The sequence below is a fragment of the Ruegeria sp. R8_1 genome, assembly GCF_017743815.1.
GTDB classification, from domain to species: Bacteria; Pseudomonadota; Alphaproteobacteria; order Rhodobacterales; family Rhodobacteraceae; genus Ruegeria; species Ruegeria lacuscaerulensis_A.
In genome coordinates, this window is sequence record NZ_JAGHRL010000001.1 from 169,540 (window position 1) to 191,416 (window position 21,877).

Sequence of the window (21,877 nt, forward strand, 5' to 3'; positions counted from 1 at the left end):
CGAGTTGTGCCGCCACGTCACGGGGAAGTCAATGAAACCAAGGGGGTGGTGGTATTTCTACCTATTCCGCCTTGTTGGCCGTCTTTTTGGCAGCTGCGGTTTTCTTTGGCGCGGCTTTTTTCTTGGGGGCAGCCTTCTTTTTGGTGCCTTTCTTGGCCGCGCGTTCGTTGACCAGTTCGATGGCCATTTCCTGCGTCACGTCTTCGGGCTTGATGTCCTTGGGAATGGTCGCGTTGACCTTTTCCCATTTTACATACGGCCCGTACCGCCCGTCCAGCACCTGCATTGCGCCCCCATCGGGGTGATCGCCCAGCTCTTTCAGCGGCTTGGCCGCCGCCCGCCGTCCACGCCCCGGATTGGCGCGCTTTTCGGCCAGCATTTCGACCGCGCGGTTCATGCCGATTTCAAAGACGTCATTGGGGTCTTTGACATTGACGTAGACGGGCTTCGCCTCTTCCGGCATCTGGTGCATGATATACGGCCCGAACCGCCCGAAATTCGAGCTGATCATGCCGCCCTCGGGGTGTTCACCGATCTGGCGGGGCAGGGACAGCAGGGTCAGGGCCTTGTCCAGATCCATGTCGTCCTTGCTCCACCCACGGGGCAGAGAGGCGCGCGGCGGCTTCTTGTTCTCGGGCGTGGGTTCGCCACGCTGCACATAAGGCCCGAACCGACCGGATTTCAGCCAGATCTCATCGCCCGCATCTTCGCCCAGCAGACGTTCGTCGCCTTCGGCCCCTTCGCCCGCGATGGGGCGGGTATAGGTGCATTCGGGGTAGTTGCCACAGCCCACAAACCCGCCGGTGCGCGAGGTTTTCAAGTGCAATTGCCCCACACCGCATTTCGGGCAGACGCGCGGGTCTGACCCGTCTTCGCGTGGGGGGTACAACTGAGGCGCAAGCGCCTCGTCCAGCTTGTCCAGCACTTCGGAAATCCGCAGCTCGGACGTCTCACCAATCGCGGCTGAGAAATCGCGCCAGAATTTGCCCAGCAGGTCTTTGTAATCGCGGTCGCCGGCGCTCACATCGTCCAGCTCGCCTTCCAGATTGGCGGTGAACTCATAGCCCACATACTGACGGAAGAAATTGAGCAAAAAGATCGTAACAATCCGGCCTTTTTCCTCGGGAATCAGCCGGTTCTTGTCCTTGCGCACATATTCGCGGTCCTGAATCGTGGTCACGATGCTGGCATAAGTGGACGGGCGCCCGATCCCCAGCTCTTCCATCCGTTTGACCAGAGTGGCCTCGGTATAGCGTGGCGGCGGTTGGGTGTGGTGCTGCAGGGCCAGAACGGCCTCATTCTCGGACAGCACCGCCGGTTTGTCGTCACTGGTGGCCTTGACGAATTGATCCTTGAGCGAGGTTTTGGCGAACCGCGCCGGATCGCCCTGCATAATCTGCGGCAGGCGCTTGTCGTCGTCATCGGCCACGTCATCGCGGCCTTCCTCATAGACGCGCATGAACCCGTCGAACATCACGACCTGACCGGTGGCACGCAGGCCGACCTGACCGTCATCGCTGCCGATCTCGACCGTGGTGCGTTCAAGCCGTGCGGCGGCCATCTGACAGGCAATGGTGCGTTTCCAGATCAGATCATAAAGCTTGCGCTGATCCTCATCCGTGACCTTCAGGTCGCTGGCATCGCAGGTCATATCCGTGGGGCGGATACATTCGTGCGCTTCCTGCGCGTTCTTAGCCTTATTCTTGTAGATACGTGGGCTGTCCGGCACGTATTCCGCGCCATAGCGGTCCGAAATCGTGTCGCGGGTCGCGGCCACGGCCTCGGGTGCCATGTCGATGCCGTCGGTCCGCATATAAGTAATGTAGCCCGCCTCATACAGGCGCTGTGCCACCTGCATTGCGTGGCGCGCGCCCATGCCGAACTTGCGGCTGGCCTCTTGCTGCAGGGTCGATGTCATGAACGGCGCGCTGGGGTTGCGCGCCGCTGGTTTCGCCTCGACCGAGGTCACGCTGAGCGCGCGGCTGGTGATCGCCTGAACGGCCAGTTCGGCCTGCGTGGCGTTCTTCAGGTCATGCTTGTCCAGCTTGTTTCCGGCCAGAGTAACCAGACGCGCCTCATAAGTTTGGCCGCGTGGGGTTTCGAACAGCGCTTTGACTGACCAGTATTCGACCGGTTTGAACGCCTCAATCTCCATCTCGCGCTCGACGATCAGGCGCAGGCAGACAGATTGCACGCGGCCGGCCGATTTCGCGCCGGGCAGTTTACGCCACAGGACGGGGGACAGGTTGAAGCCCACCAGATAATCCAGCGCGCGGCGGGCCAGATAAGCCTCGACCAGAGGCATATCGACCTGACGCGGGTTCTGCATCGCTTCGGTCACGGCGTCCTTGGTGATGGCGTTGAAGGTCACGCGACTGACCGGCGTGTCCTTCTTGATCGAACGGCGCTTGGTCAGCGCTTCTTGCAGGTGCCAGCTGATCGCCTCGCCCTCGCGATCGGGGTCAGTGGCGAGGATCAGGGCGTTGTCTTCTTTCAGCGCGTCGGCGATGGCTTTGACATGCTTGCGGCTGTCGTTGCCGACCTCCCATTTCATCTCGAATTCATGTTCGGGATCGACGGATCCATCCTTGGGTGGAAGGTCGCGCACATGGCCATAAGACGCCAGAACCGTGTAGTCGGGGCCAAGATATTTATTGATCGTTTTGGCCTTGGCAGGGGATTCTACAACAACTACAGGCATTTAAGGTGAAACCTCGCTCGACGGATTATGCGCCTTCTATGATGGTGCAAAATGTGGAGGGCAAGAGCGAATTGTCAATGCGTTCCTTGAGGCATAGGAATTTAGCGGGAATTTCAAATTGATACGCACAGAATAACGGTACGTCCGGCAGGTCAGGCCGAGAGGGACAACAACCCGCCGGGTTGTCTTTGTATGCGTCCATCCAACTCCAGATCGACAAGCGCGGGGCCGATCTCTCCCGCCGTCGCGGCGATATCGCGGATAAGTTGATCTTCGGCCATGGGCGAGGGGCCAAGGCATGTTAGAATCGCCTCGTGCAACGCTGCAACCGTCGTGGGGGTTGTCGATTGAACAGGCGGTTCTTTGGGTTGGTGGTCGGAAAGAAGATCGCGTTTTGGCAGAGCTTCTATCACATCCTCAGCCGATCGCACCAAAGTTGCGCCATCACGGATCAACAGGTTGCAACCGCCCGCGCGGGCATCAAACGGGTGGCCGGGGACGGCCAGAACCTCGCGCCCCTGATCCAGTGCGTCGCGCGCGGTGATCAGGCTGCCGGATTTTGCGGCGGCTTCGACCACCACAACCGCTTGCGCGAGACCCGAGATGATCCGGTTGCGACGCGGAAAATGCCGGGCTTGCGGTGTCACGCCCATGGGCTGCTCCGATACACGCAACCCGGATTCGGCGATTTTATGGGCGAGATCAGTATTCTCGGCGGGATAGATCACATCGACGCCACCGGCCATAACAGCAACAGTACCTGTATCCAAAGTGGCCATGTGCGCTGCAGTGTCGATCCCGCGTGCCAAGCCAGATACGATGACATGTCCCTGTTTGCCCAGATCGGTCGCCAACCCGCGCGCCATCCGCGCGCCCAGTGACGAACAGTTGCGCGCCCCTACCATGGCAATCGAGGGGCGGTGCAAGATCGACACGTCGCCAATTGCCCACAGCATCGGCGGGGCGTCATTGAGATCGTTCAAAGCGTCAGGAAAATCAGCGGACCCAAGGCACAAAAGCTGCGCTTTGGCAGCTTTTGCGGCCTTGAGTTCCGCCTCAATCACGCCGGGCGGGCACGTTTCATACCCTTCAATACCGGCAGCGCGTGCCATTTCCGGCAGCGCGGCCAGCGCATTCTGCGCTGAGCCATGTTCCCGCAGCAGCCGACGAAACGTCGCCGGACCAACCTTGCGAGAGCGCAACAGACGAAGCCAGGAAAACCGATCCTCTTCCGTGGTGGGTGGGAGTGTGGGGTGATAGGAAGAAAGCTGCTCTTCGGTCATCCGTTGCTCCGCCTGATTGCAGAACTGGTTTACGACTGCAGGAGTTAACAGCTTCTGAATCGCTTCAAATTTTCCCAATATTTTTTCGAATTGAGTCGTGAAGATGCTATAGTGCTATGAAAAGAATGGGAAAATTTCGAGGCGCTGCGCGAAAAACCAAAGTGTTTCTGGAGCCGATAGGCGGCCATCGGGGCGCAGTGTTAACCCTCCACCCCGAAAAAACCGTTTTGATTCTGACCTATGCCGCTGATCCGCCGACCGTTAGCCCATCCATCAAAACGGTCGGCTGGCCCACGCCCACCGGCACCCATTGCCCATCCTTGCCGCATGTACCCATGCCGGGGTCCAATTCCATATCATTGCCCAACCCTCGAATGCGGTTCAGCGCGGATGGTCCATCCCCGATCAGGGTTGCGCCCTTTACCGGCGCTCCGATTTTGCCGTTTTCCACCCGATACGCCTCGGTGCAGGAAAACACGAATTTACCATTGGTGATGTCGACCTGACCACCACCAAAACCGACGGCCCAGATGCCGTCTTTGATTTCGGCCACCAGTGATGCAGGGTCGGCATTTCCGCCCAGCATCACAGTATTGGTCATACGTGGCATGGGTTTATGTGCATAGCTTTGGCGGCGGCCATTGCCGGTTGGCGAAACCCCCATCAGGCGCGCGTTCTGGCGGTCTTGCATGTAGCCGGTCAGGACGCCGTCCTCGATGAGGACGGTACGCGAACTGGGCGTGCCCTCATCATCAACCGAGATCGAGCCGCGCCGATCCACCATCGTGCCGTCATCCACAACCGTGACCCCTTTTGAGGCGATTTGCTGCCCCATCAGCCCGGCAAAAGCCGAGCTGCCCTTGCGGTTGAAATCGCCCTCTAGTCCATGGCCGATCGCCTCGTGTAACAGGATGCCTGGCCAGCCAGGGCCGAGCGCGACTTCCATTACACCTGCCGGGGCAGGGACGGCGTCCAGATTGACCAATGCGATCCGCAGCGCTTCGCGTGCTTTGTCCTGCCAGTCGGCGGGGTCTATCAGACCGTCCAGGCCCACGCGACCTCCTCCGCCCGCCGAGCCGCTTTCGCGCCGTCCGTTCTGTTCCACGATGACCGAGACATTCAGACGGGTCATAGGGCGCACGTCCCGAACGATCACGCCGTCGGGGCGTAGAATCTCGACTTCCTGTACTGACGCGGCGATAGTGGCGCTGACCTGTACGACCCGCGTGTCCAAATCACGGGAAAAAGCATCAATCTCGCGCAGCGTTTCGATCTTGACCGGAAAGCTGGCGGATTCGATCGGGTCTTCGTCCGTATAAAGCCGGGTGTTGGTGGCCCGAGGCGCATCGGCCAGGGTGCCGCCGCCATCGCCAACCGCCAGGCGCGCCGTTTCTGCGGCCCGTTTCAACGCACCAATCGAGACATCAGTCGAATGGGCGTAACCGGCCACTTCACCCTGCACGGCGCGCAGGCCGAATCCTTCGGAGGCGTCGTAGGATGCCGTTTTCAAACGCCCGTCGTCAAAGACCAGCGACTCGGATTTCCTGCGTTCGACAAACAATTCTCCGTCCTCGGCGCCGGCAGTGGCAGAGCGCAAAACCGCAAGCGCTTCGTCGTGTGGTAAAGCGCTTTCAAATGGTCGAAACGGGTCGTTGGGCATGGGTTGGGACCTTTCGGGTTTGATCCAGATCAAAAATAGCGTCTGTTTGACGCAAGCATTTTGCTTTATCTACCCACCGGAATATGGTTTTTAACGCGGCTAAAGACAACGGGAGAGGTGCGACTGATTCACACCTTTTCGCCAGGGACGCAAAGATCAAACGATCAGGACAGAATATGAAGAATGCTTTGATGCTTTCGGGCTTTATGACAGCCCTATCCAGCCTGCCCGCCATGGCTCAGGAGCTTGAGATTATTGGCAAACCGGTCGCAGGCGGTGTTGGCTTCCAGCCCGCTGTGACGGATTTGGCAACAGGAATCCAAAGGCTGGACGGGATGATTCTGGTGATCATCACCGCAATCTGTATTTTTGTTGCGGGCCTGCTGGTTTACTGCATCGTGCGCTACAATCAACGTGCCAACCCGACTCCGGCGCGGTTCTCGCATTATACTCCGGTCGAGATCGCCTGGACGCTTGGCCCGATCCTGATTCTTGTTTTCATCGGTGCGTTTTCACTGCCGGTTCTGTTCAAACAACAGGAAATTCCCGAAGGCGATGTGGTCATCAAGGTCGTAGGTAACCAGTGGTACTGGACCTATGAGTATGTCGATCACGACTTCGCCTTCGACAGCTACCTGTTGGGCCATCCTGCGACACTGGATGAAGGTGCGCGCCCAGCTGATGCTGACGTGACGCCGTTCGTTCTGGATGATGCCATGCGCGCCAAACTGGCTGACGCGGGTTACAGCGATGACGAGTGGCTGCTGGCAACCGACACAGCCGTTGTCGTCCCGGTCGGCAAGGTGATCGTGATGCAGGTTACGGCCTCAGATGTGATTCACTCGTGGACCATTCCCTCGTTCGGTGTGAAGCAGGACGGTGTACCGGGTCGTCTGGCCGAGCTGTGGTTCCAGGCCGACAAAGAAGGCATCTATTTCGGTCAGTGTTCCGAACTGTGTGGCAAGGATCACGCCTATATGCCGATCACTGTCAAAGTGGTCAGCGAAGAAGCGTATGAGGAATGGCTGCAAGGTGCTCTGGAAGAGTATGCTGGCCAGCCTGTCTCGTACCAAGTTGCCTCGAACTAAGCCCTTTGCGGCCTAGGTTGAAACACGCAGGCTGCGCGGGGAGCGCGCAGCTTCTGCCCCAGAAGGACCCGAAATGAGCGACGCAAGCATCAATGCCAGCCAAGTGACCGCCTCGGCGCACGCGGATGAGGCCAGCTTTGGCGATTACTTCGCCCTGCTGAAGCCGCGCGTGATGTCACTGGTCGTGTTCACGGCCTTGGTGGGTCTGCTGGCGGCACCAGTACCGGTGCATCCTTTTGTCGGGTTCTGTGCCATTCTGTTCATCGCTATCGGCGGCGGTGCGTCCGGCGCGCTGAACATGTGGTGGGATGCGGATATCGACCGGGTGATGAAACGCACCAAGGGGCGTCCGATCCCATCTGGCAAGGTTCAGGAAGGCGAGGCGCTGTCGCTGGGTCTTGCCCTGTCTGGCCTGTCGGTGATCATGCTGGGGCTGGCGACAAACTGGTTTGCCGGTGCATTTCTGGCGTTCACCATCTTCTTTTACGTTGTCGTCTACACGATGTGGCTGAAACGCTCGACGCCGCAGAACATCGTGATCGGCGGTGCCGCAGGGGCCTTCCCTCCGGTGATCGGTTGGGTCGCGGCCACTGGGACGATGTCGATCGAGCCCTGGCTGATGTTCGCCCTGACCTTCATGTGGACCCCGCCGCATTTCTGGGCGCTGGCGCTGTTCATGCGCTCAGACTATGACGATGCGGGTGTGCCGATGCTGACCGTCACCCATGGCCGCCGCGCGACGCGCTGGCATATTCTGGTCTACACGGCTCTGCTTGCCACGTTGGCCGTGGGCACCGCATTCTCGGGCATTGGTGGTCCGATTTACCTGACTGTCGCCGTTGTGATGAATGCATTGTTCCTGCGCGGCGCGTGGCAGATCTCGCGCCGGACCGAGGAAGATTCCGAAGTGGACAACTTCAAGGTTGAGCGGAGCTTTTTCAAACTGTCGCTGCTGTATCTGTTCCTGCATTTTGGCGCGATTCTGGTTGAGGCTTTGCTGAAACCCTACGGGCTGGGAGGCTGGTCATGAGCTTGCGCAAAAGCCATGAACTGCACGAACGCCGCTTTAGCCGCAATCTGGGCGTGGGCCTGACGCTGGCTGCGTTCATCGTAATCATTTTCGGCCTGACGATCGTTAAAGTCTCGGGCACGGATTTCAACATGGCGCCGCAGGAGGTGCAGAACTGATGGCTCTGTCCGGTCCTCAAAAGACGGTTGCGCAGACCGTGGGCGTCGTGGTGCTGATGGGCAGCCTCGCCTGGGCGGCTGTGCCGTTTTACGATTGGTTCTGCCGCGTCACCGGATTCGGCGGCACGACTGGCGTGGCCGAAACTGCGCCCGAGGATATTCTGGACCGCACTGTCACCGTCCGCTTTGACGCGTCAAAAGCCAAGGATATGGCGTGGGAGTTCAAACCGGTCGAGCGCGAAATGGAAGTGCGCATCGGCGAAACTGGCTTGGCTTTCTACGAGGCATTCAACCCGACCGACCGCCCGATTGCCGGGCAGGCGTCGTACAATGTCGCGCCTTATTCGGCGGGTGGGTATTTCCAGAAAATTGCCTGTTTCTGCTTTGAAGAACAGGTTCTGCAACCCGGTGAACGGATTCAGATGCCGGTAAGCTTTTTCGTCGACCCTGAAATGGTCGAGGATCTGGAAGCGAAATATGTGCATACGATCACTCTGTCGTATACATTCTACGAAATTGACCTGCCCGAGGGCTATGCCGCCCTTGATGCGCAGGCTGATACAAACACGAACTAATGCCTTTAGGTGAGGGACGCTGATGGCACACGCTAAAAACCACGATTATCACATTCTGGCCCCGTCGATCTGGCCGCTGATCGGCGCCGTTGGCGGCTTTGTGATGCTGTTCGGAGCCGTCCTGTGGATGCACGGCGTCACGTCGTTCATGTTCTGGATGGGTCTGGTCGCCGTTCTTTACACCATGTTCGCCTGGTGGTCCGAAGTGGTGGCCGAAAGCCGCGCGGGCGACCACACGCCGGTGGTGCGCATCGGCCTGCGCTATGGCTTCATCCTGTTCGTGATGTCCGAGGTGATGTTCTTCTTTGCCTGGTTCTGGTCATTCTTCAAACATCGCATGTACCCGATGTACGACTATGCCGGAACCGAGTACATCCAGCCTGATATCCACGCGGTTGACCCGTTCCACCTGCCGCTGATCAACACTCTGGTCCTGTTGCTGTCGGGCTGCGCGATTACATGGGCGCACCACGCGCTGGTGCACGACAACGACCGCAAGGCACTGATCAACGGTCTGGCCATCGGTATCGTTCTGGGTATCCTTTTCACTGCGCTGCAGGGCTACGAATATTACGAACTGCTGGCCCATGAAGGTTGGGAATTTGGTGGCGACCAGTTCTATTCGAACTTCTTCATGGCAACCGGTTTCCATGGTGCGCATGTGATCATCGGAACGATCTTCCTGACGGTCTGCCTGATCCGAGCGCTGAAGGGCGACTTCACGCCTGAGAAACACGTAGGTTTTGAGGCGGCTGCATGGTACTGGCACTTCGTCGACGTTGTCTGGCTGTTCCTGTTCTTCGCAGTTTACATCTGGGGGCAGGCTCCGCTGTTCTGATCCGCTCAGATAGGTAAATTGCAAAAGCCGCCCCAAGGGGCGGCTTTTTCTCGATCAGGGGCGCAAGATTGCGCCCCGTACAATTGCGTGGTTGCAATCGGGATCACGCTGCCCTTAACAAGACGCCGGTTTCTGTAACAAGGTTTCACCTGAACTATGCGCCGCATTTTGTTCCTGCTGATCTTCGGGCTTGCCGGTCTGGGCGTGCTGCTGTCGCTGGGCGTCTGGCAGGTGCAGCGTTTGGCCTGGAAAGAGGCCGTTCTGGCCGAGATCGACTCGCGCATTGCAGCAGACCCCGTGGGCCTGCCGCCGAGCGTATCCGAAGACACCGACAAATACCTGCCGGTGACAATCTCGGGGGATATGGAGCCGGGGGAGATCCACGTTCTGGTCTCGGTCAAGCAGGTCGGGGCGGGCTATCGGATCATCCAGTCGTTCAGCACTGAGGACCGCACCATTCTTGTCGATCGCGGCTTTGTACCGACCACGGCAAAACAGGCCGAGCGACTGACCGGGCCAATGACCGTAACCGGCAACCTGCATTGGCCGGATGAGATCGACAGCTACACGCCAGAACCCGATATTGACGACAACATCTGGTTTGCCCGCGATGTGCCCAATCTGGCCGCCGCGCTTGGAGCCGAACCGATCCTTCTTATCGCGCGGTCGGAAACCGACCCCGGCATCACGCCTCTGCCGGTCGATACAGCGGGAATTCCCAACGATCACCTGCAATATGCAATCACATGGTTTGGTCTGGCTCTGGTCTGGGCCGCGATGACCGGTTATTTCCTGTGGCGCAACCGCGCCCCTGCACAGAGTGAAGAGCAATGAAATATATCTCGACCCGTGGCCAAGCGCCGGAACTGACCTTTGAAGAGGCGATGCTGACCGGCCTGGCCCGCGATGGCGGCTTGTACCTACCCGCCGAGATCCCGGTGATGAGCCATGATGAGATCGCCGCTCTGGCCGGTCTGCCCTATGAAGAGATCGCGTTCCGTGTGATGTGGCCCTATGTCAGCGGCTCGTTCTCGGAGCAGGAATTCAAAGATATCATCGAGCGTGCCTATGAAGGCTTCGGCCATGACGCCCGCGCGCCGTTGAAGCAACTGAACGAGAACCATTTCCTGCTGGAACTGTTCCACGGCCCCACGCTGGCCTTCAAGGACTTTGCCATGCAGCTGATCGGCCAGCTGTTCCAAGTGGCGCTGAAACGGCGCAATGATCGTGTGACCATCGTGGGAGCGACCAGTGGTGATACCGGCTCAGCCGCTATTGAGGCGTTTCGCGGGCTGGACGCGGTGGATGTGTTCATCCTGTTCCCCCATGGCCGTGTCTCTGAGGTGCAGCGCCGCCAGATGACGACGCCCGCCGACAGCAACGTGCATGCGCTGGCCGTGGATGGCGATTTCGACGATTGTCAGGCCGCGCTGAAGGATATGTTCAACGATTTCGACTTCCGCGACGGGGTGAAGCTGGCCGGCGTGAACTCGATCAACTTTGCACGCGTGCTGGCTCAGATCGTCTATTACTTCTCGGCGGCGGTTAGCCTCGGCGCGCCGCATCGCAAGGTCAGCTTTACCGTGCCCACCGGCAACTTTGGCGACATCTTCGCGGGCTATCTGGCCAAGCGTATGGGGCTGCCCATCGACCGTCTGGTCGTCGCGACAAACCAGAACGACATCCTGCACCGCTGCCTGTCGGGCGAGGGGTATTTCAAGGGCGACACCATCCCTTCGATCAGCCCATCGATGGATATTCAGGTCAGTTCAAACTTTGAGCGAGCTCTGTACTACGCCTATGGTGAAGATGGCAGCGCTGTGGCGCAGTTGATGGATGAGCTGAAAAGCGGTGGCTTCAACGTCAGTCAGGGCGCGATGGAAGCCCTGCGCGAAAGCTTCGACTCGGGTCGTGTCTCCGAGGATGAAACGCTGGCGACGATCAAACACACGCTGGCCCACAGCGCCGAACTGGTCTGCCCGCACTCGGCCATCGGGATCAAGGTCGGTGAAGATCACCGCTCCACAGACGTGCCGATGATCACTCTGGCCACCGCGCATCCGGCGAAATTCCCGGCGGCGGTCGAGAAGGCAAGCGGGGAACATCCGCCTCTTCCATCCCGCATGTCTGATCTGTATGAACGTCCGGAACGGGTGACGCGGATTGCCAATGATCTGGGCGCCCTCGAGGATCATATCAAAGGGCATATCGCCGAGTGACTGTCAGACAAGACCAACTGAAGAACGGATTTCGGATCGTCAGTGAGAACATGCCGGGGCTGCAATCTGCGGCCATCGGCATCTGGGTGACCGCGGGTGCGCGGAACGAGCGGATCGAGCAGAACGGGATTGCGCATTTCCTTGAGCATATGGCGTTCAAGGGAACCGAGCGGCGGTCTGCGCTGCAAATCGCCGAGGCGATCGAGGATGTGGGCGGCTATATCAACGCCTATACCTCGCGCGAGGTGACGGCCTATTACGCCCGCGTTCTGAAAGACGACGTCGCGCTGGCGATGGACGTGATCGGCGACATCGTTCTGAACCCGATTTTCGACCCGCGTGAGATCGAGGTCGAGCGCGGCGTGATCCTGCAGGAAATCGGTCAGGCCTATGACACGCCCGACGATGTGATTTTCGACTGGCTACAAGAGCAGAGCTATCACGATCAACCCCTGGGCCGCACCATTCTGGGGCCGACCGAGCGGGTCAGCGCGTTTTCGCGCGAAGACCTGTCGGGTTTCGTGTCCGAACATTACGGGCCGGAACAGATGATCCTGTCGGCGGCAGGGGCCGTTGATCACGATGCGCTGATGAAAATGGCCGAAGAGATGTTCGGTCATCTGCAACCGCGCAAAGGGTTGATTGCCGAGGCCGCGAAGTTCACCGGTGGCGAAGCGCGGCAGGAAAAGAATTTGGAGCAAGCGCATTTCGCGCTGGCAATCGAAAGCCCGGGCTATCGTGATGATGCGATCTATACGGCGCAGATTTATTCCACGGCTTTGGGCGGCGGCATGTCCTCGCGTCTCTTCCAGGAAGTGCGGGAAAGTCGGGGGTTATGTTATACCATATTCGCCCAAACCGGGGCCTATGCGGATACCGGCACGACGACGATCTACGCAGGAACCTCGGCCGATCAGGTGGGCGAGCTGGCAACGATCACCATCGACGAGATGAAGCGCGCAGCCGAGGATATGAGCCCGGAAGAAGTCGCCCGCGCCCGTGCCCAGATGAAAGCCGGGATGCTGATGGGGCTGGAAAGCCCATCGAACCGGGCCGAACGTCTGGCGCGGCTGGTGCAGATTTGGGGCTCGGTGCCTTCGCTTGAGGATACGGTCGCCAAGATTGACGCGGTCAGCACCGAGGACGTGCGCGCCTTTGCCGAAACCATGGCGGTGCAGGCCCCGGCGGCGCTGGCGCTTTATGGTCCGGTCTCGGGCGCGCCCACTTTGGTGGAATTGCAGGAGAGGCGCGCGGCGTGATGCTTCTGGGCCGACGCAAGCTGAAACTTGAAACAGCGCGCCTCAGCCTGCGCCCGCCGGTGCATTCGGATTTCAACGATTGGGCGGCGCTGCGGCGGGCCTCGAAAGAGTACCTGACCCCCTGGGAGCCGATCTGGGCCAAGGATCACCTGAGCCGCAAGTCATTCACCAACCGGGTCTATTGGGCGCAGAGGTCGGTGGCCAGCGGTACGGCGATCCCGCTGTTTTTGTTTCGCCGGGAAGATGACACGCTTGTTGGCGCGATCACTCTGGACAATGTTCGACGTGGCCCGGCACAAGCTGGGACACTGGGGTACTGGACCGGTCAGGCCTATGCCCGCAACGGGTATATGCGGGAAGCGATCGGGGCGGTTGTTCACCACGCCTTTACCCGGCTGGACCTGAGCCGGATCGAAGCGGCGTGTCTGCCCGAGAACAAAGCGTCGCGGGGATTGCTGGAGCGGTCCGCATTCAAATACGAGGGCGTGGCGCAGTCCTATTTGCAGATCAACGGGCGATGGCGGACGCATGTTTTGTATGCCTGTCTGCGATCCGACCGGCGGGGCAAGACAGACGCGGGGTAGGGGGCTCTGCCCCCGTCGCGGCAGGCCGCGCCTCCCCCGAGATATTTATGGCCAGATGAACAAGGGGCATGACTTGGGGCGCAACTGCGCTAATATCGGGTCATGCGTTGGGTGGTTGCAGCAGTGTTGGTGATGGCAGGCGGGGCAGTCGCGCAGGAGCGTCGGCCGAGCCATTGCATTGCTATTGCTGATGCAGCGCCCGGCATTGAATATGTTCACAAGGCGGCTTGGACGGATCCGGTGCCTGAGTTCTCGGTCCGGATCAGCTATGTCGCTCATGCTTCGTTTCTGATTCAGACGCAGGGGGGGCTGAACGCGGTCACGGATTTCACGGGTTTCATTGGCGGTGCGGACCTGATCCCGGATGTGGTTACGATGAACCATGCACACAGCACCCATTGGACCGCGAACCCGGATCCGGCGATTCCCCATGTGTTGCCAGGCTGGGGAGAGTTCGGGCAGGGGATCGAGCATCATCTGGATCTGGGAGAGATGTTGGTGCGAAATGTCTCGACCGATATCCGATCTGTCTATGGCGGGGTCGAAGAGCGCGGGAATTCGATTTTTGTGTTCGAGATTGAAGGGCTGTGTATCGGCCATCTGGGGCATTTGCACCATATCCCATCAGATGCGCAGTTTGCGGCCTTGGGACGGTTGGATGTGGTCATGGCAGCCGTGGATGGGGGGACGACCATGCCTTTGCCCGAGATGGTGCAGGTGCTGAAACGGTTGAAAAGTTCGGTCATTATTCCGATGCATTGGTTTTCAGGCTTTTCGTTGGATCGGTTTCTCGTCGATATCCGGGACGAATTTCCAGTCGAGCGGGAAGGTGTTTCTGAGTTGGTCGTTTCGCTTCGCACCCTTCCGGACCGGCCAACGGTCGTGGTTTTGGAGCCTCAATACCTGATTGACATCGAATAAAGCTTGTCGGGTCTGCCGGACTTGGGCAAGGAAAGCCTATGACTTTGAATCCCGCTGATGACGCCTTTGCCCAATCCGTCCGTGACGCCCTTGGCGACGAGGTCCTGCGCAAGCCTGAACCGCGCTATTCTGAGGAGCCCCGTCGCAGGTTTTCAGGGCAGGTCGGTCTATTGGCGGCCCCACGCAGAACAGAAGAGGTCGCGGCCCTGGTGCAACTGGCTTCTGCCGCGTCGGTGCCTGTTGTTCCCTACGGAGGCGGGACTGGATTGGTTGGAGGACAAGTCATGTCCGCCGGACCTGCGCCCCTTTTGATATCGCTAGAGCGGATGACCGCGATCCGCGCTGTTCATCCGACGGAGAATATCCTGATTGCCGAAGCAGGCGCTGTCCTTGCTGATGTGCAGGCCGCCGCCCAGAGTAACAACCGCCTGTTTCCTTTGTCCTTGGCTGCAGAAGGATCGTGCCGGATAGGCGGCAATCTTGCGACCAATGCGGGCGGGGTCAATGTGCTGCGCTATGGCAATGCGCGCGATTTGTGCCTGGGGCTTGAGGCAGTCTTGCCGAATGGTGAGGTCTGGCACGGGCTCAGCCGGTTGCGCAAGGACAATACCGGCTATGATCTGCGCAATCTGTTGATCGGGTCCGAAGGGACGTTGGGCATCATCACGGCGGCGTCTCTCAAGCTGTCCCCGCGTCCGGCTGGGGTCGGAACGGCGATGGTACAGGTTACATCGCCCGAGGCGGCCATAGATCTGCTGGCTCTGGCGCGGGATCAGTTGGGCGATGGTGTCAGCACGTTCGAACTGATCCACAGGCAGGGGTTGCAGTTTTTGTCCGAGGTATTGCCTGACGTTCGCCAGCCTTTCGCGGTTTCACCCGAATGGTCGGTGCTGATCGAGGTTGGTTTGTTCGGCGGATTGGACCCTCAGGCAGCGCTAGAGACGCTGTACGCTGCTGCGGACACACGGGGTCTTGTGATGGATGCCGTGATCGCGCAAAGCGAGGCCCAGCGGGCGGACTTATGGGCAGTACGCGAGCGCATCCCCGAGGCGAACCGGTTGATCGGCTCGGTGTCTAGTCATGATATTTCAGTGCCGATTTCGGATATTCCCGAGTTCATCCGGCAGGGTCCGGGCGAAATTGCGCGGATTGGACCGTTCCGTATCAATTGCTTTGGCCATCTGGGTGATGGGAATCTGCACTACAACGTGTTCCCTCCGGCCGGGCGCCAACGGTCGGACTATGATGCGCAGCGCGGACAAATAAAAAACGCTATCCACGATCTGGTGGATAAGTTCGGCGGGTCAGTTAGCGCCGAGCATGGGGTTGGCCGCCTGAAAACGGATGATCTTGAAAGGTATGGGGATCCGGCCAAACTGACCGCCATGCGGGCAATCAAGTCCGCGCTTGATCCAAAGGGTATTATGAACCCCGGGGCCGTTCTGAAGTCATAGATGCGGCTCGGGTGTCCCCGAGCCGCTTGTGGCCGTTTTACGAGGTCGGCAGAATTACTTTGTCGATGACGTGGATAACGCCATTCGTTGTTTCGATATCTGCCTGAACGACAGACGCGTCGTTGACCATCACGCCATTGTCCAGATCAATCGTCACTTCGCCGCCTTGAACGGTTGCAGCCGTCATGTCATCGGACAGATCGCCCGACATTACCTTGCCCGGTACCACATGATAGGTCAGAACGGCGATCAACTGATCTTTGTTCTCGGGCTTCAGTAGTGTCTCGACGGTACCTTCGGGCAGTGCTGCGAAGGCTTCGTCGGTCGGGGCGAAGACAGTGAACGGTCCATCGCCTTTCAGCGTATCAACCAGCTCGGCGGCCTGAACGGCGGCGACCAGAGTTTCAAAGCTGCCCGCGCCAACAGCAGTGTCCACGATGTCTTTCTTGGCTCCGGCGAATGCAGCCGATGCGATCAGAGCGCCGGACACACCGGCAATAGCGAGTTTGCGAAACATGGTAACAGATTCCCTTGTTGGAATGCCGTCAGTGGCATCGACAAGGGGTACGGCGTCCAGTCAAAACAAGATCACTGAATATATCGATAAATTGTTATTGAATATGCGATGACCCGCGCTAAGCCGACGCGGGTTGGAATTTCCACTCACGTTTTTGTGATCGAAGGGACGTCAAAGACCTTCGAATTCACACAAAACATGCACATCCATGTCCAGATCTTCCAGAACTTTACGGCCACCTAGCTCGGGCAGGTCAATGATGAACGAGCAGGACACGATCTCTCCTCCCAATCGTTCGATCAGTTTGATGCCGGCCGCCGCGGTGCCACCTGTGGCCAGCAAGTCATCAACGACCAGAATCTTCTCGCCGGGCTGGATCGCGTCGTCGTGGATTTCGACGATGGCCTCACCATATTCCAGTTTGTAGTCTTGGCTGATCGTGGTGCCGGGCAGCTTGCCCTTCTTGCGGATTGGAACGAAGCCAACGCTCAGCTGATGAGCAATCGCGCCACCCAGAATAAAACCACGTGCCTCTAGGCCCACGACCTTGTCGATGCGTTCGCCTGCATATGGATGCAGCATCTGATCAATCGCCATGCGAAACCCACGCGGGTCTGCGAATAGGGTGGTCACATCGCGGAACATGATCCCTTCATGCGGGAAATCGACGATGGTGCGGATGTAATCCTTGACCGACTTGTTTCTGGACATGGCGGACCCCTTTGGCGTCAGAATACGCTGGGCTGTTTGGCCCATTGGGGTCAGTCATGCAAGGATTGATTGTGTGATCTTATTTGCGGCGTTTCAAAAGAACGTTCGGCAAGCTCTTGTATCGGTACAGAGACGAAGGCAGCCACGACAAATGGGGTTTGCGCCAATTGCGTTGGTCTCGCAAAAGAAATGCCTGAGCAGCATGCAGATTCATTGCCATAATCCTTTTTTATTGTTAGGTGCTCGATAACTACAATTTCTATGCTATGTATATACATTGCATCGCACAGAGAATCAAGGGTCTGTCAGGGATAGGGCGCGTGGCTAAGAAAGACGGTAAAGGTTCTACCAAGAAAAACAGTCAATTGGTTCTGCGTTTAGACAAAGACGAGCGTGATGCTTTCGTTGAACTGTGCAAAGAATTGGATACCTCGGCCGCACGGGAAATCCGGCGGTTCATCCGCGGTTTCATGAAGGAAAACGCCGAGGATTAGGCCGGGCGTCGCAGGACTGCGGTCGCCACGCCCATTCCGATCAGGGTCAACCCTCCGAATTTTGTCATGGCATTCAGGACGCCTGCGCGTCCGATCATCATGCGCAACCTGTCAGCCATCAACGCATAGGCCAGAGCGTTCAGCCATGCGAGGCCGACAAATGTCGCGATAAGGATGGCGAATTGCGGGCCCAGGGGATCTGTTGGACGAATGAACTGTGGGACAAATGCAATGAAGAACGCAATGGATTTCGGGTTCAGGGCCGTGACAGCCGCAGCGTGCCCAAAGACACTGCGCGTTGTAACATCGCGGCCGGTCTCTACCGTCTCTACGCCGCCCACGGGCGCGCTGCGTAACAGCTTTACTCCAAGCCAGATCAGATAAGCCGCGCCTACCCATTTCAGCACCGAAAACAAGGTTGCTGATGCCAGCACCAACGCCCCCAATCCAAGCAATGACGCTGTCATCGCGACCAGATCGCCTAAAGCGACCCCCGTGGCCGAGGCGACAGCAACGCTGCGCCCTTTCGACAACGCATAGCTGAGAACCAGCAGAACGGTCGGGCCGGGGATCAACAGCAAAGCGGTCGAAGCAGCCACAAAGGCAAGCCAGAGATCAAGGGACATAGGGCATCCTGTTAAACGTTTCGCACCACAAAGCCCGTGTGCTGGCGTCAGGTCAAGCCCTCGAACGATCCGTCACGAAGCGCATCAAAGCTTCAAGCGGACCGCGATGGAAACGCCGACGCCAAACCAGTGCAAATCCAGAGGATGCGACACAGAATCCAACGCCATACCCTAAAATCTGAGCCGCGCTCAGAGAACCGTTCAGCAATCCGGCTTCGTCCAGAATACCCATGCCAATCAGAATATGCGCCACATACAGCGTCAGGCTGATGCGTCCCGGTGCTGTCAGGGCTGCAGCAATTCCCAGTCGCTGAATGCGTGGCCAAAGCTTCAGCAGCAACCCGATTACGACGCAGGATGATCCGGTTCCTGCCAGGATATAGAACGGGCCGGGTGGTATCGACGCGGTCCCAAGGTAGGGGTCCGAGACCAGTATCCTGGGAAACAGGGCCAACACTGCGGCTCCAAATCCCCACATGATCAGGCGGTGTTGAATGCAGATCGTATGCAGTTGCGACCGCCCGATGGCCATGCCGATCAAAAGGAAAGCAGCCCATGGCAACACTGGGTGCCAGCCATTGAAAACAGCGTTGCGCAGAAAGCCGGGCAGGGTCCAAAGGTCGGTGTAGGTCAGTGTGCTCCAATCCCAACCCCGATCATAATCGAAGATCAGGTGCGCCAGAACAGATAGCCCAACGATTCCCAGTGCCCCAAGCCACAAACCGCGTGGAGAGGATGCCAGAAATGTGGCTCCAATCAGGAAATACAACGCGTAGAAATGCAGGATGTCGGCGTCAAATACCGTCATGTTGACTAGGCCGAGCACAAACAGAAACGCCGCGCGTCGAAGCAACACGCTGACCGAGAGCCGGGCCAACCCGATCCCAATGCCTGCCAAAATGACAAATAAGGCCGCCGCGCGCCCTTCCAGTGCGTCTACAACACCAGAGGCCCAATCCTGACCCGGAACGACCTGTGCCGCGATGCGGAAGTTCACCAACACCATGCCGCAATAGGCCAGAAACCTGGCTGCGTCCAAAGCCTCAAATCTTTGCATACTGCCCTCTGATGCGGTCTCGACTGCGGTTTGACACGCCATTGTGGCGCAACTGCGGCTTAAATTCCCAGCCGGGATAAACAAATCGCGAGCGCGGGCAATGGTTCATTTTCGTTGCGGTACACAAGAGGTGACCTGCCCCACCGCCGCAGATAAAGATTGGATTAAACCCGCGAGTTGCGCCTTGAAACGTGGCACGTGATGCATGACCTCAGACGAAACCACGTGCTGCGCAAAGGAGTTGATAATGGTGATCGAGACGACCGATACGAACGCGCACGCAAATTCTGCGCGGTCCGGGTTCGGGCGGCTGAAGCTGTGCCTTGTAGTGGCGTTTCTGTTGGTCGGAGTGCTCTATTCAGGCGTGCTTGGGTACATCTATTTCAACCAGCAATCATTGGTTTTCAAACCCGATGGTGAATTGCCGAAACCATCAGAAGTCGGGTTGGCGGACATGGAGGTTGTGTCACTGCCCATGGCTGATGGCACTTTGCTCACAGCATGGTCAGCCCCTGCGGTGCGAGAAGGTGCGCCGACGGTACTGTTCTTTCATGGTCAAAGCGGGAACCTAAGCGACCGATCCGACAGGTTGCGCGAAATTCTCAACAGTGGGTTTGGCCTGTTCGCCCCAAGTTACCGTGGTTTTCCCGGTAGTGCCGGCGAACCTTCAGAAGAGGCGCTGATCGCGGATGCGATTTTGATGTATGACCGGCTAGGGGCCGATGGTGCCGCGGTCATTTTGCATGGTCAAAGCCTGGGAACAGGAATTGCAGCCGCCGTAGCAGCCGAACGCCCGAATGCCCGAATGCTGGTGCTTGAGGCTCCTTACACAGCGACAGTGGACATCGCGGCCGAGCGCTATCCCTTTCTGCCTGTCTCTGCCCTGATGAAGGACCAGTTTAGAACTCGGGACCTGATTGAGAGTGTTAAAGTGCCGACTCTGATCTTCCACGGAACTCTGGATGAGACCATTCCGGTTGCGCACGGTCAGGCTTTGGCCGCACTGGCAGGCGAGACCGTTCAGTTGTTCGTCATCCCAGGCGGAACGCATAACGACCTATGGTCACATGGCCTGTGGGATGAGGTGCAAACAGCCCTTTCGCGGTAGGCCGGATTACAATACCCGACCAGCCACAGCATCCAATTTGGCCAGCAGGGCCGGATCGCGTTTTTCAGGCGCGGTCAGGATCGCATATTCCAGCGCCCGGTCGCAGCCATGCGGACAAGGCGCACGGTCCGGCCCAAGCAGATCGGGCAGTCCCTTGACCAGTGCGCGCCCTTTCTCGGCATTCCCGGTCAGAGTTGCAATGATTGCGGTCACGTCGACTTCGCCATGGTCCGGGTGCCAGCTGTCGTAGTCGGTGACCATCGCGATCGAGGCGTAACACAGCTCGGCCTCACGGGCGAGCTTGGCCTCGGGCATGTTGGTCATTCCGATTACGTCACAGCCCCAGTGTTCGCGGTACATTTTGGATTCCGCCAGCGTCGAGAATTGCGGTCCCTCCATCGCCAGATAGGTTCCGCCCCGGTGGATATTTATCCCTGCCGCCTTGCCAGCGGTTTCGCATGCGTCCGACAGGCGGGGGCACGTCGGGTGGGCGACGCTGACATGGGCTACACAGCCAGTACCGAAAAAGCTTTTGTCGCGGGCAAAAGTCCGGTCGATGAATTGATCCACGATCACGAAATCACCCGGCGCCATATGCTCGCGAAATGACCCGCAGGCCGAGACCGAGATGATATCGCTCACGCCCAGCCGTTTCAGCGCATCAATATTTGCGCGATATGGAACCTCGGTCGGGGAATGCACATGGCCGCGCCCGTGACGCGGCAGGAACGCCATCTCGACCCCGTTCAGTGATCCCGTCAGGATTTGATCTGACGGGTCGCCCCATGGTGTTTCAACCGTAACCCATTCAGCGTTCTCTAGCCCGTCAATGTCGTAGATGCCTGATCCGCCGATAACCGCAATCTTGGTCTGGGTCACTTGTTCTCTCCGGGTTGTGGTGCCTGATCCGGGATTTGTGCGCCGCAGTTTTGGGTTTGACAAGGGTCAATATGAGTTACTGCAGCGTCAAAAGGTTACGGGTTTGCGCCTGCTGCTGAAAATCGCTCCACGCTGCATCAAATTGCTGCAATGGCCATGTCAGGTCCTGCGGCTGTCCATGGCGGTCACGGAAAACAAAGCGATAAGCGTCTCCGTCCAACATGGCAGCGATGATCTCATCCGCGCCACTTCCGTCGAAGGTGCAACCAAGGCCGGTCAGGCATCCAGGGCTGCGGGTGCGCCAGACAACGCCGTCGCTGCCGTCAATGCGGAAGCCGGACGGCCAGAACAAGGTGCCGGGTTCTATTCCGAATTCGACCTGAACGCCGGTCGGGGCAGGGGTAATAAAGACGTATTGTGCGCCGAATTTGGGGCGGTACGAGAAGACCTCGGCCCGGCGAATATAGCAGCGCTGCTTCAGCGCGCCGTATTCCTCGCGCTCGTCGCAGATAGAGTTCCACACGCCGAACGATTCATAATGGGTCACGCGCCAATTGCTGGCCGTGTCATTACCCTGCAGGTCCTGCGCGAACGCAGCCATCGGGGCTAGTAGGAAAAGGATCAACCATCGCATGGCCAATAGGTGCGTACCCGTGACGCCCGGTTCAACTCACGACTCTGCGATCGCTCGGTATGCGCTTTTTGCATAGCAGCC

General features: G+C 58.6%; 22 protein-coding genes. 13 read left to right on the top strand and 9 right to left on the bottom strand.

From position 1 onward, the window contains the following. Positions 1 to 61 precede the first annotated feature (61 nt). The 3 genes from topA to tldD all read right to left on the bottom strand — a co-directional run bounded on the left by topA (position 62) and on the right by tldD (position 5,644). On the bottom strand, positions 62 to 2,701 hold the full coding sequence (gene topA, locus J7380_RS00840) for a type I DNA topoisomerase (RefSeq protein ID WP_209194065.1): 2,640 nt from the start codon (positions 2,699 to 2,701) through the stop codon (positions 62 to 64). A 152-nt stretch (positions 2,702 to 2,853) separates the two neighbouring features. Beyond that, on the bottom strand, positions 2,854 to 3,984 hold the full coding sequence (dprA, locus tag J7380_RS00845) for a DNA-processing protein DprA (protein ID WP_209194066.1): 1,131 nt from the start codon (positions 3,982 to 3,984) through the stop codon (positions 2,854 to 2,856). Between the two features lie 238 nt (positions 3,985 to 4,222). Beyond that, on the bottom strand, positions 4,223 to 5,644 hold the full coding sequence (gene tldD, locus J7380_RS00850; RefSeq protein ID WP_209194067.1) for a metalloprotease TldD: 1,422 nt from the start codon (positions 5,642 to 5,644) through the stop codon (positions 4,223 to 4,225). 176 nt (positions 5,645 to 5,820) lie between these two features. On the opposite strand from tldD, the gene coxB reads away from it, so the two are divergent. The 11 genes from coxB (at position 5,821) to J7380_RS00905 (ending at position 15,770) form a co-directional block, all read left to right on the top strand. Further along, positions 5,821 to 6,732 carry a cytochrome c oxidase subunit II gene (gene coxB, locus J7380_RS00855; protein WP_170354946.1) on the top strand — a complete coding sequence of 304 codons (912 nt, stop codon included), beginning with the start codon at positions 5,821 to 5,823 and terminating at the stop codon, positions 6,730 to 6,732. 73 nt (positions 6,733 to 6,805) lie between these two features. Continuing rightward, positions 6,806 to 7,762 (top strand): heme o synthase, encoded by a 957-nt coding sequence (cyoE, locus tag J7380_RS00860; RefSeq protein ID WP_209194068.1) that lies wholly within the window; start codon positions 6,806 to 6,808, stop codon positions 7,760 to 7,762. Further along, complete coding sequence (locus J7380_RS00865) at positions 7,759 to 7,920, top strand: hypothetical protein (RefSeq protein WP_209194069.1); 162 nt, start codon at positions 7,759 to 7,761, stop codon at positions 7,918 to 7,920. The genes cyoE and J7380_RS00865 overlap by 4 nt, the downstream gene beginning before the upstream one ends. Beyond that, complete coding sequence (locus J7380_RS00870) at positions 7,920 to 8,495, top strand: cytochrome c oxidase assembly protein (protein WP_209194070.1); 576 nt, start codon at positions 7,920 to 7,922, stop codon at positions 8,493 to 8,495. The genes J7380_RS00865 and J7380_RS00870 overlap by 1 nt, the downstream gene beginning before the upstream one ends. Positions 8,496 to 8,517: 22 nt before the next feature. Beyond that, positions 8,518 to 9,333 carry a cytochrome c oxidase subunit 3 gene (locus tag J7380_RS00875; RefSeq protein ID WP_209194071.1) on the top strand — a complete coding sequence of 272 codons (816 nt, stop codon included), beginning with the start codon at positions 8,518 to 8,520 and terminating at the stop codon, positions 9,331 to 9,333. Between the two features lie 156 nt (positions 9,334 to 9,489). Beyond that, positions 9,490 to 10,167: an SURF1 family protein gene (locus tag J7380_RS00880; RefSeq protein ID WP_209194072.1), complete on the top strand. Its 678-nt coding sequence runs from the start codon at positions 9,490 to 9,492 to the stop codon at positions 10,165 to 10,167. Next, positions 10,164 to 11,552 carry a threonine synthase gene (gene thrC / locus J7380_RS00885; RefSeq protein WP_209194073.1) on the top strand — a complete coding sequence of 463 codons (1,389 nt, stop codon included), beginning with the start codon at positions 10,164 to 10,166 and terminating at the stop codon, positions 11,550 to 11,552. Before J7380_RS00880 ends, thrC begins: the two co-directional genes overlap by 4 nt. After that, positions 11,549 to 12,811, top strand: coding sequence for a pitrilysin family protein (locus J7380_RS00890; RefSeq protein ID WP_209194074.1), 1,263 nt, complete (start codon positions 11,549 to 11,551; stop codon positions 12,809 to 12,811). Before thrC ends, J7380_RS00890 begins: the two co-directional genes overlap by 4 nt. Continuing rightward, complete coding sequence (locus J7380_RS00895; RefSeq protein WP_170354954.1) at positions 12,811 to 13,395, top strand: GNAT family protein; 585 nt, start codon at positions 12,811 to 12,813, stop codon at positions 13,393 to 13,395. Before J7380_RS00890 ends, J7380_RS00895 begins: the two co-directional genes overlap by 1 nt. A gap of 102 nt (positions 13,396 to 13,497) precedes the next feature. Further along, the gene (locus J7380_RS00900; protein WP_209194075.1) at positions 13,498 to 14,316 is read left to right on the top strand and encodes an MBL fold metallo-hydrolase; all 819 of its coding nucleotides are present in this window, start codon (positions 13,498 to 13,500) and stop codon (positions 14,314 to 14,316) included. Between the two features lie 38 nt (positions 14,317 to 14,354). Continuing rightward, a complete protein-coding gene (locus J7380_RS00905) occupies positions 14,355 to 15,770 on the top strand; it encodes an FAD-binding oxidoreductase (protein ID WP_209194076.1) in 1,416 nt (471 codons plus the stop codon). A gap of 37 nt (positions 15,771 to 15,807) precedes the next feature. Here J7380_RS00905 and J7380_RS00910 read toward each other — a convergent pair whose 3' ends face one another. Further along, the gene (locus J7380_RS00910) at positions 15,808 to 16,287 is read right to left on the bottom strand and encodes a fasciclin domain-containing protein (RefSeq protein WP_209194077.1); all 480 of its coding nucleotides are present in this window, start codon (positions 16,285 to 16,287) and stop codon (positions 15,808 to 15,810) included. Between the two features lie 171 nt (positions 16,288 to 16,458). After that, positions 16,459 to 16,998, bottom strand: coding sequence for an adenine phosphoribosyltransferase (locus J7380_RS00915; RefSeq protein ID WP_170354959.1), 540 nt, complete (start codon positions 16,996 to 16,998; stop codon positions 16,459 to 16,461). 320 nt (positions 16,999 to 17,318) lie between these two features. Between J7380_RS00915 and J7380_RS00920 the strand changes: the two genes are divergently transcribed. After that, the gene (locus tag J7380_RS00920; protein ID WP_170354960.1) at positions 17,319 to 17,492 is read left to right on the top strand and encodes a hypothetical protein; all 174 of its coding nucleotides are present in this window, start codon (positions 17,319 to 17,321) and stop codon (positions 17,490 to 17,492) included. On the opposite strand, the gene J7380_RS00925 is transcribed toward J7380_RS00920, so the two are convergent. Both J7380_RS00925 and J7380_RS00930 read right to left on the bottom strand, forming a co-directional pair. Continuing rightward, entirely contained in the window at positions 17,489 to 18,118 is a 630-nt protein-coding gene (locus J7380_RS00925) for a LysE family translocator (RefSeq protein ID WP_209194078.1), read from the bottom strand. The genes J7380_RS00920 and J7380_RS00925 overlap by 4 nt on opposite strands. 52 nt (positions 18,119 to 18,170) lie before the next feature. Further along, entirely contained in the window at positions 18,171 to 19,175 is a 1,005-nt protein-coding gene (locus J7380_RS00930) for a DUF418 domain-containing protein (RefSeq protein WP_209194079.1), read from the bottom strand. A gap of 247 nt (positions 19,176 to 19,422) precedes the next feature. Between J7380_RS00930 and J7380_RS00935 the strand changes: the two genes are divergently transcribed. Beyond that, positions 19,423 to 20,283: an alpha/beta fold hydrolase gene (locus J7380_RS00935; RefSeq protein WP_209194080.1), complete on the top strand. Its 861-nt coding sequence runs from the start codon at positions 19,423 to 19,425 to the stop codon at positions 20,281 to 20,283. Between the two features lie 6 nt (positions 20,284 to 20,289). On the opposite strand, the gene J7380_RS00940 is transcribed toward J7380_RS00935, so the two are convergent. Further along, entirely contained in the window at positions 20,290 to 21,162 is an 873-nt protein-coding gene (locus tag J7380_RS00940) for an S-methyl-5'-thioadenosine phosphorylase (RefSeq protein ID WP_209194081.1), read from the bottom strand. A 76-nt stretch (positions 21,163 to 21,238) separates the two neighbouring features. Beyond that, on the bottom strand, positions 21,239 to 21,796 hold the full coding sequence (locus J7380_RS00945; RefSeq protein WP_209194082.1) for a hypothetical protein: 558 nt from the start codon (positions 21,794 to 21,796) through the stop codon (positions 21,239 to 21,241). Positions 21,797 to 21,877: the final 81 nt, after the last annotated feature.